Annotated in this window: 9 protein-coding genes; 7 read left to right on the top strand and 2 right to left on the bottom strand. The window is 67.1% G+C overall.

Annotated elements, in window-relative coordinates:
- The 3 genes from cyoB to cyoD are packed head-to-tail and all read left to right on the top strand — an operon-like array spanning position 1 to position 2,989.
- The gene (gene cyoB, locus FSZ13_RS04725) at positions 1-2,004 is read left to right on the top strand and encodes a cytochrome o ubiquinol oxidase subunit I (RefSeq protein WP_145478235.1); all 2,004 of its coding nucleotides are present in this window, start codon (positions 1-3) and stop codon (positions 2,002-2,004) included.
- Positions 2,001-2,642, top strand: a complete 642-nt coding sequence (gene cyoC / locus FSZ13_RS04720; protein WP_068850257.1) for a cytochrome o ubiquinol oxidase subunit III — start codon at positions 2,001-2,003, stop codon at positions 2,640-2,642. The genes cyoB and cyoC overlap by 4 nt, the downstream gene beginning before the upstream one ends.
- Positions 2,642-2,989, top strand: coding sequence for a cytochrome o ubiquinol oxidase subunit IV (gene cyoD / locus FSZ13_RS04715; protein ID WP_068850260.1), 348 nt, complete (start codon positions 2,642-2,644; stop codon positions 2,987-2,989). The genes cyoC and cyoD overlap by 1 nt, the downstream gene beginning before the upstream one ends.
- 328 nt (positions 2,990-3,317) lie before the next feature.
- On the opposite strand, the gene FSZ13_RS04710 is transcribed toward cyoD, so the two are convergent.
- Positions 3,318-5,375: a putative bifunctional diguanylate cyclase/phosphodiesterase gene (locus tag FSZ13_RS04710; RefSeq protein ID WP_145478234.1), complete on the bottom strand. Its 2,058-nt coding sequence runs from the start codon at positions 5,373-5,375 to the stop codon at positions 3,318-3,320.
- Between the two features lie 165 nt (positions 5,376-5,540).
- Between FSZ13_RS04710 and radA the strand changes: the two genes are divergently transcribed.
- The 3 genes from radA to FSZ13_RS04695 all read left to right on the top strand — a co-directional run bounded on the left by radA (position 5,541) and on the right by FSZ13_RS04695 (position 11,209).
- Positions 5,541-6,917 (top strand): DNA repair protein RadA, encoded by a 1,377-nt coding sequence (radA, locus tag FSZ13_RS04705; RefSeq protein WP_145478233.1) that lies wholly within the window; start codon positions 5,541-5,543, stop codon positions 6,915-6,917.
- A gap of 87 nt (positions 6,918-7,004) precedes the next feature.
- Positions 7,005-8,861: an ATP-binding protein gene (locus tag FSZ13_RS04700; protein ID WP_145478232.1), complete on the top strand. Its 1,857-nt coding sequence runs from the start codon at positions 7,005-7,007 to the stop codon at positions 8,859-8,861.
- 41 nt (positions 8,862-8,902) lie between these two features.
- A complete protein-coding gene (locus tag FSZ13_RS04695; protein WP_145478231.1) occupies positions 8,903-11,209 on the top strand; it encodes a hypothetical protein in 2,307 nt (768 codons plus the stop codon).
- 30 nt (positions 11,210-11,239) lie between these two features.
- Here the strand turns inward: FSZ13_RS04695 and FSZ13_RS04690 are convergent, their stop codons facing one another.
- Positions 11,240-12,034 carry a cytochrome C assembly family protein gene (locus tag FSZ13_RS04690; protein ID WP_145478230.1) on the bottom strand — a complete coding sequence of 265 codons (795 nt, stop codon included), beginning with the start codon at positions 12,032-12,034 and terminating at the stop codon, positions 11,240-11,242.
- Between the two features lie 121 nt (positions 12,035-12,155).
- Here FSZ13_RS04690 and ffh point away from each other — a divergent pair, with 121 nt between their 5' ends.
- A complete protein-coding gene (gene ffh / locus FSZ13_RS04685; protein WP_145478229.1) occupies positions 12,156-13,535 on the top strand; it encodes a signal recognition particle protein in 1,380 nt (459 codons plus the stop codon).
- Positions 13,536-13,593: the final 58 nt, after the last annotated feature.

The following is a 13,593-nucleotide window of genomic DNA, read 5'->3' as shown; positions in this document are numbered from 1 at the left end:
ATGAATCCGTTGGGTAAACTGACATTCGCTGACATCCCGCACGACCCGATCATCATCTCCACGCTGATCGGCGCGGGGATCGGTGGCCTGCTCGTGCTGGCCCTGATCACCAAGTTCAAGCTGTGGGGCTATCTCTGGAAAGAGTGGTTCACCTCGGTCGACCACAAGAAGATCGGCGCGATGTACCTCATCGTCGCCTTCGTCATGCTGCTGCGCGGCTTCGCCGACGCCATCATGATGCGCACCCAGCAGGCCATCGCCGCCAACGGCGCCGAAGGCTTCCTGCCGCCGCACCACTACGACCAGATCTTCACCGCCCACGGCGTGATCATGATCTTCTTCGTGGCGATGCCGCTGATCACCGGCCTGATGAACGTCGTGGTGCCGCTGCAGATCGGCGCGCGCGACGTGGCCTTCCCGTTCGTCAACTCGCTCAGCTTCTGGCTGTTCGTGGCGGGCGCGGGCCTGGTGATGATCTCGCTGGGCGTGGGTGAATTCGCGCAGACCGGCTGGCTGGCCTTCCCGCCGTTGTCGGGCAAGGAGTTCAGTCCAGGGGTAGGTGTCGACTACTACATCTGGGGCCTGCAGGTAGCAGGCCTGGGCACGACACTGAGCGGTATCAACTTCTTCATCACCATCCTGAAGATGCGTACCCCGGGCATGAAGCTGATGCACATGCCGGTGTTCACCTGGACCGCGCTGGTCACCAACGTGCTGATCATCGCCGCCTTCCCGGTGCTGACCGTCACCCTGGTGCTGCTGACCCTGGACCGTTACCTGGGCACGCACTTCTTCACCAATGACGGTGGCGGCAACGCCATGCTGTACATCAACCTGATCTGGATCTGGGGTCACCCGGAAGTCTATATCCTGGTGCTGCCGGCCTTCGGCGTGTTCTCCGAAGTGATCGCCACGTTCTCGCGTAAGGCGCTGTTCGGCTACAAGGGCATGGTGTACGCCACCGCGTGCATCGGCGTGCTGTCGTTCATCGTGTGGCTGCACCACTTCTTCACCATGGGTTCGGGTGCCAACGTCAATGCCTTCTTCGGCATCACGACGATGATCATCTCCATTCCCACCGGCGTGAAGATCTTCAACTGGCTGTTCACCATGTTCCGCGGCCGCGTGCAGTTCACCAGCCCGGTGCTGTGGACGATCGGCTTCATGGTCACCTTCACCATCGGCGGCATGACCGGCGTGATGCTGGCCATTCCGGCCATCGACTTCGTGCTGCACAACAGCCTGTTCCTGATCGCCCACTTCCATAACGTCATCATCGGCGGCGTGGTGTTCGGCATGTTCGCCGGCATTACCTACTGGTGGCCGAAGATGTTCGGCTTCCGCCTCAACGAAACCTGGGGCAAGGCCGCGTTCTGGTGCTGGTTCATCGGCTTCTACGTGGCGTTCATGCCGCTGTACATCCTGGGCTTCATGGGCATGACCCGCCGCATGCAGAGCTACCCGAACCCGGAATACCAGCCGCTGCTGGTCATTGCGATGGTCGGTGCGTTCATCATCGGCGCCGGCATCCTGTGCCAGATCATCCAGGTGGCCGTGTCGATCCGCGACCGCAAGAAGACCGCCGACCTGACCGGCGACCCGTGGGATGCGCGCACGCTGGAGTGGGAAACCTCTTCGCCGCCGTCGTTCTACAACTTCGGTTCGCTGCCCAAGGTCACCGAACTGGACGACTTCTGGGAGCGCAAGCAGCGTGGTGAGGCGTGGGAACGCCCGGCCAAGTACACCGACATCCACATGCCGCGCAACACCGGCACGGGCGTGGTGATTGGTGCCTTCAGCCTGGTATTCGGCTTCGCGATGATCTGGCACATCTGGTGGCTGGCCATCGTCGGCCTGGTCGGCATGATCGGCACCTTCATCTGGCGCACCTTCGACAAGGACGTGGATTACTACGTGCCGGCTGCCGAAGTGGAGCGCATTGAAAATGAGCACCGCCGTCACCTGCAGGCGCAGGGTCTGGTGAAATCGGAGTTGCAGGCATGAGCAGCACTATCGCCAACAACGTGAACCACGGGCACGCCGCACACGCGGCGGCCCATGGCCATGACGACCACGAACACCACGACACCGGCGAGAACACCGTCTTCGGTTTCTGGGTGTACCTGATGAGCGACTGCCTCATCTTCGCCAGCCTGTTCGCGACCTACATCGTGCTGGCCGGCGGCACCAACGGTGGCCCGGGTCCGAAGGACCTGTTCGACCTGACCTTCGTGGCGTGGGAAACCACGCTGCTGCTGGTGTCCTCGCTGACCTTCGGCCTGGGCATGATCGCGCTGCACAAGCACAAGGTCGGCCAGATGTACCTGTGGCTGGGCCTGACCTGGCTGCTGGGCTTCGGCTTCATGGTCATGGAAGTGTGGGAGTTCAACCACCTCATCCATGAGGGCTTCGGTCCGGACCACAGTGCGTTCCTGTCGGCGTTCTTCGCGCTGGTGGGCACCCACGGCCTGCACGTGAGCGCCGGCCTGCTGTGGCTGCTGATCATGTTCATCCAGATCAAGCAGAACGGCCTGACCCCGACCAACAAGACCCGCATGGCGTGCCTGAGCCTGTTCTGGCACTTCCTGGACCTGATCTGGATCGGCGTGTTCTCCGTCGTCTACCTGAAGGGAGCGCTGTAATGGCACATGACACTCACGCACACGACCACGGCCATGGCGCCGCTGGTGAAAGCCACGGCAGCGTCAAGTCGTACCTGGTCGGTTTCCTGCTGGCCGCCGTCCTCACCATCATCCCGTTCTGGGCGGTGATGAAGGGTGGCCTGCCGGTGTTCACCACCGGTGTGATCATCGTGGTGGCGGCAATCCTGCAGATCTTCGTGCACCTGGTGTTCTTCCTGCACCTGAACCGTTCGTCGGAACAGCGCTGGAACGTCAGCGCGGCGGCCTTCACCGTGGTGGTCATCGGCATCATCGTCGCCGGCACGCTGTGGGTGATGCACAACATGAACGTGCACATGATGCATTGACCCTTCGGGGTGCGATGCACGCAGAAAGGCCGCCCGGAAGGGCGGCCTTTTTGTTTGTGGTGATCCAGTCCACGCGCAACGCTGCCCGGTATTTCGCTGGCGCGGGCGGGGCACTCCGGCGGAACCGATGGCGATGCCGCCCCGGTAGGGTCGGTTCCCAAACGACCGCCGTGGACGGTGCAACGCCCGGTAACGCCTGACCTGAAACGAAGGCACGTCTGCGTTTGAAGGTCATGCGTTACCGAACGCGGAAAGGTCCACGGCGGTCGTTTGGGAACCGACCCTACCGGGTGGGTCGAACGCACAGGGGTGCGCCGCGGCGCTGGACCTACGCGGCGTTGCGCAGGAACGCTTCGGCATCCACCGGCTTGCCCAGGTGGTAGCCCTGCAGCAGGTCGCAGCCCAGCTCGTTGAGATACGCGCGCTGGCCGGCGGTCTCCACGCCCTCGGCCACGATCTGCAGCTGAAGCGAACGCCCCAGCGCCACGATCGAGGACACGATCGCCGCGTCTTCCGCGTTCTCTTCCAGGTCGCGCACGAAGGCGCGGTCGATCTTCAGCTCGGTGGCCGGCATGCGCTTGAGGTACAGCAGGCTGGAATACCCCGTGCCGAAATCGTCGATGGAGATCTTCACCCCCATCGCGGTCAGCCCGTGCAGGATCTGCAGGCTGGCTTCCACGTCCTGCATGGCAGTGGTTTCGGTCACTTCCAGGGTCAGGTGGTGCGGCGCCAGCTTGTGCTTCTCCAGCGTGCGCGTGACCGTATCCAGCAGCGTGGTGGAGGCGAACTGCAGCGGCGACAGGTTCACCGCCATCGACCACTCGACGTGCCCGGCGTCGTGCCATTGCCGCAGCTGCGCGCAGGCCTTGTCCAGTACCCAGTCGCCCAGCGGCAGGATCAGCCCGCTGCGTTCGGCGATGGGAATGAAGGTGTCCGGGCCCAGCAGCCCCAGTCCCGGGTGCTGCCAGCGCACCAGCGCTTCGGCGCCGATGACGCCACCGCCGTCGGCCCGGAACTTGGGCTGGTAATGCAGCACCAGCTCTTCGCGCTGTATCGCACGGCGCAGTTCCTGCAGCAGCTTGAGCTGGCGGTTGGCGCTGACGTGCATGGCTTCGGTGAAGAAGGTATAGCCGTTCCGACCCGATTCCTTGGTGTGGTACATGGCGGCGTCGGCGTGGGCCATCAGCTCGCGTTCGGTCCCGGCGTCGGCCGGGTACAGGGCGATGCCCAGGCTGGCGGTCACCTGCAGGTCCAGGCCGTCGATCTCGAACGGTTCGGCCACCGTCGCGATGATGCGCTCGGCGATCACCGCCGCGTCCTCGGGTACGTCGAGCTGGAACACGATGACGAACTCGTCGCCGCCCAACCGCGCGAAGGTGTCGTGCCCGCGCAGCAGCCGGCGCACGCGTTCGCTGACCTGGATCAGCAGCTTGTCGCCCAGCTGGTGGCCGTAGGCGTCGTTGATCGCCTTGAAGCCGTCCAGGTCGCAGAACATGACCGCGAAGCTGAAATTACGCCGCTTGGCCTTCTCGATGGTCTGCTCGATCCGGTCCTGCAGCAGCATGCGGTTCGGCAGCTGGGTCAGCGGGTCGTGCAGGGCGGCCTGCAGCAGCTTCTCGTTGGCCTGCGCAAGCGACTCGGCGAGCAGGCCGGTGCGGGTGCGCATCTGCCGGTCGAACAGCGAGGCGATCAACGCGATGCCCAGCGTGCCCAGGGTGGTGACGATCACCAGCACCGCCAGCCACTTGGTGTCCAGGCCGCCCGTATTGGCGGCACCGCAGATGCTGCCCTCGGGGAAGGTGGCGGCGGCCATGCCGGTGTAGTGCATGCCGACAATGGCCAGGCCCATCACCAGCGACGCCAGCCCGCGTAGCAGGGCAGGGCGGCGCTGTTCGGTGCGCAGCCGGAAGGCGATCCACAGCGCGGCGCCGGCCGCGACGATGGCGATCAGCAGCGAGGCGGCGAACCACAGCGGGTCGTAGACGATGCCCGGCTGCATGCGCATGGCGGCCATGCCCAGGTAGTGCATGCAGGCGATACCCAGCCCCATCAGCACCGCGCCGGCGATCAGGCGCGACCACGGCAGCTCGGCGTGTGAAACCAGCCACAGCGCGTAGGCGGAAGCGCCCACCGACGCTGCCAGCGAGTACAGGGTGATGGCCAGGTCATACCCGACCGGGATCGGCAGGTGGAAGGCCAGCATGGCCACGAAGTGCATGGACCAGATGCCCAGGCCCATGGCGGCGGCGCCACCGGCCAGCCACCAGCGGGCCACGCGACCTTCGGTGCTGGCGAGCCGGCCCGCCATGTCCAGCGCCGTGTAGGAGGCGAGGATGGCAACCAGCAGCGAGAAAACGACGAGACTCTGGCTGTAGGTGCCGGTCATGGAGAAGCCTGGAAGTACGGAAGAGGGGGAGGCGTGGGGGCCCGCCACGGTATCGGCCGCGCCGGGCATTGCTTGAGCGGCGTCCTGGTTGCCGTTTGGCGCACGTCTCGGTTGCTGCGACGCGGCTCGGCTATCCTGCCCGACAGCAAATGAATTGGATTTGACATGGCCAAGCGGCTTACCGCCTACGTGTGCAGCGAATGCGGCGCGGAATACAGCAAGTGGCAGGGCCAGTGCACCGAGTGCGGCGCCTGGAACGTGCTGAGCGAGATCACGCTGGAAAGCGCCACGGCGGCCAAGTCGCCGGCCGCGCGCCGTTCGGGCTGGGCGGGCAAGGTCGACGCGCCGAAGATCATGGCGCTCAAGGACGTGCAGCAGACCGAGCACCTGCGGGTCAGCACCGGCATCGGCGAGTTCGACCGCGTGCTGGGCGGCGGGCTGGTGGAAGGCGCGGTGGTGCTGGTGGGTGGCGACCCGGGCATCGGCAAGTCGACCCTGCTGCTGCAGGCGGTGGCGAAGATGGCGGCGACGCTACCGGTGCTCTACATCACCGGTGAGGAGTCGCTGTCGCAGGTGGCCGGGCGCGCGGTGCGGCTGGACCTGCCGCTGGACAACGTCAATGCGCTGGCCGAAACCCAGGTGGAGGCGATCCTGCAGCACGCCAGTGCGGCGAAGCCGAAGCTGATCGTGGCCGATTCGGTGCAGACCCTGTGGACCGAATCGCTCACCGCCGCACCGGGCTCGGTGAGCCAGGTGCGCGAGAGCGCGGCGCGGCTGGTGCGCTTCGCCAAGGAGACCGGCACCGCCGTGTTCCTGGTCGGCCACGTCACCAAGGAGGGCGGCATTGCCGGCCCGCGGGTGCTGGAACACATGGTGGACGCGGTGCTGTATTTCGAAGGCGAGAGCGGCAGCCGCTTCCGCCTGCTGCGTGCGTTCAAGAACCGCTTCGGTGCGGTGAACGAGCTGGGCGTGTTCGCGATGGGCGAGAAGGGGCTGAAGGAAGTCTCCAATCCTTCGGCGATCTTCCTGTCCGGCGGCAGCACCCGTCAGCCGGGCAGCTGCGTGATGGTCACCCGCGAAGGCACCCGTCCGCTGCTGGTGGAAGTGCAGGCGCTGGTGGATGCCTCGCCGTTGTCGAACCCGCGCCGGGTGGCGGTGGGACTGGAGCAGAACCGCCTGGCGATGCTGCTGGCGGTACTGCACCGGCACGGCGGCGTGCTGGTGGGCGACCAGGACGTGTTCGTGAACGTGGTGGGCGGCATTCGCGTGCAGGAGACGGCGGTGGACCTGCCGGTGCTGCTGGCGGTGCTGTCCTCACTGCAGGACCGGCCGCTGGCGGAAAAGACCATCGCGTTCGGCGAAGTCGGCCTTTCCGGCGAGATCCGCCCGGTGCCGAACGGCGAGGACCGCCTGCGCGAGGCGGCCACGCATGGTTTCAAGCGCGCCATCGTGCCGAAGGCGAACGCGCCGAAGACCGGCAGCGTGAAAGGCATGGAAGTCATCGCCGTGGAGCGGTTGTCCGAAGCCATCGACGCGATCTGAATCGGGCATTTCCGGCGCACGCGGCCGCGCAGGCAAACCGTGGCCGGGCTGTGCTAGTTTTCCGTTCCCGCCAGAGAAAACGATTACATGCAAGCGACTCCCCTGGACACGCAGGGCGCCAGCGAGATCCGTCGCGCCGGTGTCGACCTCAACGGATTGATGACGGTCCTTGGCAAACACCTGTATTCCACCCCGGTGGTGGCGCTGCGGGAACTGGTGCAGAACGCGCACGATTCGCTGGTGCGTCGGCGGCTGGAACAGGCGGACTGGCAGGAGGCCGGGCGGATCGAGGTGCATGGCGATCCCGTCAACGGCATTGTGCGCATCGTCGATACCGGCGCGGGCCTGACCCAGCAGGAAATCCACGACTACCTGGCCACCGTCGGCGTGGGCTATACCCGTGGCCTGCGCCAGGCGGGCGAGGATGACGAGGGGCTGATCGGCATGTTCGGGCTGGGCTTCCTGTCCGCATTCGTGCTGGCGCGCCGGGTCACCGTGCGCACCACCTCCTACCAGCAACCCGGGTTGGGCCATTGCTATGTGTCCAGCAATGCCGAGCAGTACACGGTATCGCCAATGCCTCCGCGTGCGGTGGGTACCGAGGTGGTGCTGGAACTGCATGGCAGCTACACGCACCTGGCCCAGGAGCAGACCCTGCGCGACATCCTGGGCCGCTACTGCGCGCTGCTGGGCGAACCCATCCATATCGGCCATGACGCGCGTGCGATCAATCCCGAGCCGCCGCCGTGGCGCCCGCAGGCCGGAGTAGCGCTGCATCCGCTGCAGGCGCAGCGCCGTGCGCTGGAATTTGCCGCGCACTTCGAGCGCAGCTTCGAACCGATTGCCTGCATGCCGCTGCGCGCCGAAGGCGGAAGCGACGCGGTGGGGCTGCTGTGGGTGCAGGACGGCGCGACCTACGGCACCAGTGACAACCGCAACCTGTCGGTGTTCGTGCGCGGGATGCTGCTCGACGACGACGCGCGCGACCTGCTGCCGCCGTGGGCCGGTTTCATTGGCGGGGTGATCGAATCCAGCCGGCTGACCCCCACCGCCAGCCGCGAGGACCTGCAGCGCGACGACATCTACAGCGCGGTGCAGCATGCGTTGGGCGAGGCGCTCATCGATGGACTGGTCGAGATCGCCCGGCAGCAGCCCGAAGCCTGGCGGCGCATCCTGGCCCGGCACAACGAGGCTCTGCTGGGCGCTTCGCTCTGTGATGACCGGCTCTTCCAGCTGCTGCTCGAGCACGTGCGCGTGCCCAGCTCGCAGGGTGACATCCGCGCCAGCGAACTGCCGTCGCGTGGCGCGGTGCACGTGATCCTGGACAGTGGTGGCGGCTTCGAGGAAATGCTGTTCCGCGCGATGGGCGTGCCGGTGGCGCATGGCAACCGCTATGCCGTGGTGCCGTTCCTGCGGCGCTGGACCCAGGCCAAGGGCATGCGCCTGGTGGAGCTGGGCACCGAGCAGGGCAATCGCGCGCTGTTCCAGACTGACACGCTGCCCGAGGCCGAACTGGCGTGGCTGCAGACCCACCTGGGCGATGGCGAGCAGCTGCTGCCGGCGCACTTCAGCCCGGCTGAACTGCCGGTGGTGGTGGTGCCCGATCGCGAGGCCGAGCTGAAGCGCCGCCTCGAAGACGACGAGAACGACAAGCGCGTTTCAATGGCCGCGCTGCGCCTGGCGCGGCAGTTCACTGCCCGTATCGTCGCACGTGCACCCTCGCGCCTGTATCTCAACCTGGACAACCCGGCCGTGCAGGCGCTGCTGGCGGCCATGCGCGCCGGCAATCCACAGGCCGAGGCCGCCGCGCGGCTGCTGCGCTCGCTGAAGGTGATCGTCAGCGCGCAGGGACGAGCGCAGGACGGCGGCGCGGCCAGCAGTGATCTCAACCGCGCGTTCGGCGACATCGCCGAGGCCCTGCAGCAGATGCTGCAGCCGCGCTGACATTTCGATTTTCTTTACGCATTACAGGACGGCACGACCGCATGGATATCTGGAACTGGGTGGAAAAACTGCAGGACGATCTGGGTGAGGCAGGGCAGGCGCAGAGCGCGCAGCTGCTCACCCGGCTGACCGACGAGGTCTGCGAGCTGCGCATCGATCGCGTGGATGCGCTGTTGCCCGAAGCGCGTGCGCTCGGCAAGACGCTGGGCAATCCCTGGCTGGACGTGTTCGTGGGTCACTGGGAGATGCGCAACCGGGTCGGCAACCGACTGGAGGGCGAGTCCGCGCTGGGCGATGCGGTGGCGTTGTTCGAGCGCGCGCACCGCGCCGACACGGTGGAGTGCCCACAGTCGGTGTGCGTGACCCAGGACCTGGCGGCGTGTTACGGCAATATCGATGGCCCGGGCTGGGTGCCCGAACGCATCGAGGTGTGCGAGGAAACCCTGGGGCGGATCGACCCGAGCTGGTCCTGCTTCCAGTGCCTGAGCTGCGAGAAGGCCGACGCGCTGCTGGATGATGGAAATCCCCAGGGCGCATTGGACTACCTGGACGTGCAGGCCGGTACCGTGCTGGCGCATGGTGGCAAGGTCTACGACAGCTTCCCGGAAATGCGGATCAAGATCCTGCTGGCCAGCGGCCGTGCCGCCGAGGCCCTGGCCTTGATCGACGCGCGCCAGGCCGAGGTGGAGGCCGAGGGCGACTATGAGCCGGCCAACTGCACGGTGCCGCGTCGGCTGTCGCGTGCATGGGCACTGGCGCAGCTGGGGCGGGATGAAGAGGCGTTGGAAGCCCTGGTGCCGTGGAACCAGGTGTCGCCGAATTACCGGCGCATGTGGGCGCACACGGCGGCGTTGCTGGTGCGCAGCGCGCCCGAACGCAACGGCTGGGACCTGGGGCGCCGGATGAGCGCGACGCTGGCCCACTACGCCCAGGTGGGCGCGCACCGTTTCGTGATCGAAATCGCGGGGTTGTGCGTGGACATGGCCCTGCAGCGTGGTGCGGTGTGGACCGCGCAACGCCACCTGGCGCTGGCCCGCCAACACCTGGACAGCCTGCGCCAGGACCTGGGCGCCCGCGATGCCGTGGCGGCGATGGCCGCGCGCATCGAGGCCGCCCCCGCTGTGGCCGCCCTGCCCGTGCCCGCCGAGGCCCTGTTGGACTGGCTGGTCGGGGAGGGGGCGAAGAACGAAGGGCGCGACCCCGAGCGCGAAGCGCAGTGGTTGCTGCAGGCCGTGGCGGCGCGACCCGATGATGCGGCCCTGCTGGACGTGGCGGCGTCGGCGCTTGCGGCCTGCGGTGCCGACGAGGAGGCGCTGTCCCTGCTGTGGGCGTTCGTGCAGCGTCACCCGCATGAAGATGCCTCCCCGGCCTATTCGTTGATGCGGCTGCTGGTGCAGCGTGGCGACCTGGGCGAGCTGGAACGGCTGGTGCAGCACTACCAGGCGCAGGTGCCGGTGTTCGCGCTGTGGTGCCAGGCACAGATCGCGCAGAAGCAGTCCGACTGGGCCGCGCTGGAGGAGGCCTGCTCGGCGCTGCTGGCGCTGTCGCCCGGTTCGCACGGCGCGCGCAATCTGCTGGCGATGGCCCTGATGGCCATGCAGCGCTTCCCGGATGCCGCCGCGCAGTACCGCCATCTCACCGAGGTCCTGGAGGAACCGCGCAGCGCACACTGGGACCATATGACGGCAGCCAGCGCGGCTCGCGAGTGGGCGGCCGTGCGGACGTCGGCCGCCGCAGTCGGCATGGAACTGGACAGCACCGAAGGCCCCGTCGAAGAGAACTTCGGCTGGGTGATCATCCGCTGCATGGACGGTGGCGACCCGATCGAGTACTACGCGCGCCGGACCGGCCCGGTCACCGCGCGCATCGTCGAGAACGCGCCAGCCAACCGGCGCCAGCGTGTGGACGACTGGGTGGTGTTCGACGCCGAACTGGTGCATCCGGCACCGGAGGATGAAGAGGAACGCAGTCGCTTCATGCCTACCTATGCCGAGGTCCACCTGCTGGAAAGCGGCGGGCATGCGGCGAGCTGGCTGGTGGACGGCGTGCATCCGGGCGAGGAAGCCTGGGCGGCATTCTCCGATGCGGTCAAGGACCGCGGCTGGAAGCTGTGGACCCACAGCGCGGACGACTACCAGCTTGCCGACACCCAGGCCGACGGCGAGACGCTGCCGGGGGTGCTGTTCACGATAGCGCAGCCACAGGAGGCGCCCCCGCTGGCGCTGCACCGGTTCCTGCTCGAGGCCACCGCTGGCTGGCCGCATCGGATGTGCTGGCTGCGCCTGGCCGAAGCCTGCGACCAGGACGAGCAGCGGCACCTCGATGTGATCGCACGGTACGGCCTGTAAGCGGCGCAGCGGGCGCGCCGCGGGACGTGATCAGCGCGCGCGCCCGAACACCAGTTCGATCACGAACTGGCTGCCGAAGAATGCCAGCAGCAGCAGCGCCATGGCGGTGAGCGTCCAGTGCACCGCCTTGGCGCCGCGCCAGCCATACCAGCGGCGACCGATCAGCAGCGTGCCAAACACGATCCACGACAGCACGCTCAGCACGGTCTTGTGCACCAGCTTCTGCGCGAGCAGGTCGTCCACGAACAGCACGCCGGTGACCAGGGTCAGCGTGAGCAGCGCGAAGCCCACCGCGATCACCCTGAACAGCAGGGCTTCCAGGTCCGCCAGCGGCGGCAGGGCGCGCAGCCACGGGCGGAAGTCGCGGCGGCGCAGGGCGCGTTCCTGCAGCCACAGCATGATCGCCAGCAGCGCGGCCACGCTCAGCGTGGCGTAGGCCAGCAGCGCCATCCAGGCATGGGTGGCCAGCTGCCAGCCCAGCGGCCGGCTCGGCGCATGGCCGTAGCCGTGGTACACGCCCAGCACCGCGGCGGCCATCGGGAACACCAGCACGCCCAGCGCCGCCATGCGCCCGCGCGCGGCCACCAGCGAGGTCAGCCAGGCCATGCCCAGCCCCACCAGCGACAACGCGGCGAAGAAATGCATGTCCGGCCCGCCACTGGTGCGCAGGGCCACCAGTGCGTGATAGCTGCCATGCAGGACCATCGCCGGCACCGCCGGCCACAGCCAGCCCGGCGAGCGGGCGGCGTCATCGCGCACCACCGCCCGCACCAGCAGGGCGGTGGCGACCAGGTAAAGCAGGGTGGCGATGAGAACGATTGTCATCGTTCCAGTTTCGCATACCGCGGGCCGGTAGCGATGCCCGCGTTGCCGGGCTCTGCCCGGCAACGTGGACCCCGCTATACTGTTGGTCTCTTTGTCTTTCGTTACTGAACAGGTTGCCTCCATGTTCGAGTCCCTGACCCAGCGCCTCTCCGGCACCATCGAGCGGCTGCGTGGCCGCGGTCGCCTCACCGAGGAAAACATCCGCGAGGCCACCCGCGAAGTCCGCATCGCGCTGCTGGAAGCCGACGTCGCCCTGCCGGTCGTGCAGGCGCTGGTCGAGCGCATCAAGGTGCGCGCGGTCGGCCAGGAAGTGCTCAAGTCGCTGACCCCGGGCCAGGCGCTGATCAAGATCGTCCGCGACGAGCTGACCGCGGTGATGGGCTCGGCCGCCTCGGACCTGAACCTCAACGTGCCGGCGCCGGCGATCATCCTGATGGCCGGCCTGCAGGGTGCGGGCAAGACCACCACGGTGGGCAAGCTGGCCAAGCACCTGAAGGAAAAGCGCAAGAAGAAGGTGATGGTGGTGTCGGCCGACGTGTACCGTCCGGCCGCGATCGAGCAGCTGAAGACCCTGGCCGACCAGGTCGGCGTGCTGTTCTTCCCGTCCAGCGCCGACCAGAAGCCGGAAGCCATCGTGCGCGCGGCGATCGATGACGCGCGCAAGTCGTTCGTGGACGTGCTGCTGGTCGATACCGCCGGCCGCCTGGCCATCGACGAAGCCATGATGGCCGAGATCAAGGCCCTGCATGCGGCGGTCAATCCGGCCGAGACGCTGTTCGTGGTCGATGCGATGACCGGCCAGGACGCGGCCAATACCGCCAAGGCCTTCGGTGAAGCGCTGCCGCTGACCGGCGTGGTGCTGACCAAGACCGACGGCGATGCCCGTGGCGGTGCCGCGCTGAGCGTGCGCTACATCACCGGCAAGCCGATCAAGTTCGTCGGTGTCAGCGAAAAGCCCGACGGCCTGGACGTGTTCCACCCGGACCGTATCGCCAGCCGCATCCTGGACATGGGCGACGTGCTGTCGCTTGTGGAACAGGTCGAGCAGCAGGTCGACAAGGACAAGGCGCAGAAGCTGGCCGAGAAGGTCGCCAAGGGCAAGAAGTTCGACCTGAACGACATGCGTGACCAGCTGGAGCAGATGCAGAACATGGGCGGCATCGGCGGCCTGATGGACAAGCTGCCGGGCCTGGGCCAGATTCCCGAGCACCTCAAGCAGCAGGTCAGCCAGGGCAAGGAAGTGCCGCGCATGATCGCCATCATCAACTCGATGACCAAGAAGGAACGCCGCAATCCGGGCCTGCTCAACGGCTCGCGCCGTGCCCGCATCGCCCGCGGCTCCGGCCTGACCCCGGCCGACGTCAACAAGCTGATGAAGCAGTATCAGCAGATGGAAAAGATGATGAGCAAGATGGCCGGTGGCGGCATGAAGGGCATGATGCGCAGCATGAAGGGCATGATGGGCGCCATGGGCGGCCGCGGTGGCCTGCCGTTCCGCTGATCAAGGCGCCGGTCATCGGTCCGCCCGCGTAGCGACACGCCATGCGTGTCCCCGGAAC

Origin of the sequence: Stenotrophomonas rhizophila (assembly GCF_007667275.1) — a bacterium.
In the GTDB taxonomy this organism is placed as follows: Bacteria; Pseudomonadota; Gammaproteobacteria; order Xanthomonadales; family Xanthomonadaceae; genus Stenotrophomonas; species Stenotrophomonas maltophilia_AE.
The sequence above is the reverse complement of the archived record's forward strand: the minus strand, read 5'-3'. Positions and strand labels throughout refer to the sequence as shown.

What these genes read in the sequence shown, in the direction of transcription:
- FSZ13_RS04710 (WP_145478234.1), bottom strand. Translation starts at nt 5,375, where the DNA reads ATGACCGGCACCTACAGCCAGAGTCTCGTCGTTTTCTCGCTGCTGGTT.
- radA (WP_145478233.1), top strand. Translation starts at nt 5,541, where the DNA reads ATGGCCAAGCGGCTTACCGCCTACGTGTGCAGCGAATGCGGCGCGGAA.
- FSZ13_RS04700 (WP_145478232.1), top strand. Translation starts at nt 7,005, where the DNA reads ATGCAAGCGACTCCCCTGGACACGCAGGGCGCCAGCGAGATCCGTCGC.
- ffh (WP_145478229.1), top strand. Translation starts at nt 12,156, where the DNA reads ATGTTCGAGTCCCTGACCCAGCGCCTCTCCGGCACCATCGAGCGGCTG.
- FSZ13_RS04695 (WP_145478231.1), top strand. Translation starts at nt 8,903, where the DNA reads ATGGATATCTGGAACTGGGTGGAAAAACTGCAGGACGATCTGGGTGAG.
- FSZ13_RS04690 (WP_145478230.1), bottom strand. Translation starts at nt 12,034, where the DNA reads ATGACAATCGTTCTCATCGCCACCCTGCTTTACCTGGTCGCCACCGCC.
- cyoB (WP_145478235.1), top strand. Translation starts at nt 1, where the DNA reads ATGAATCCGTTGGGTAAACTGACATTCGCTGACATCCCGCACGACCCG.
- cyoD (WP_068850260.1), top strand. Translation starts at nt 2,642, where the DNA reads ATGGCACATGACACTCACGCACACGACCACGGCCATGGCGCCGCTGGT.
- cyoC (WP_068850257.1), top strand. Translation starts at nt 2,001, where the DNA reads ATGAGCAGCACTATCGCCAACAACGTGAACCACGGGCACGCCGCACAC.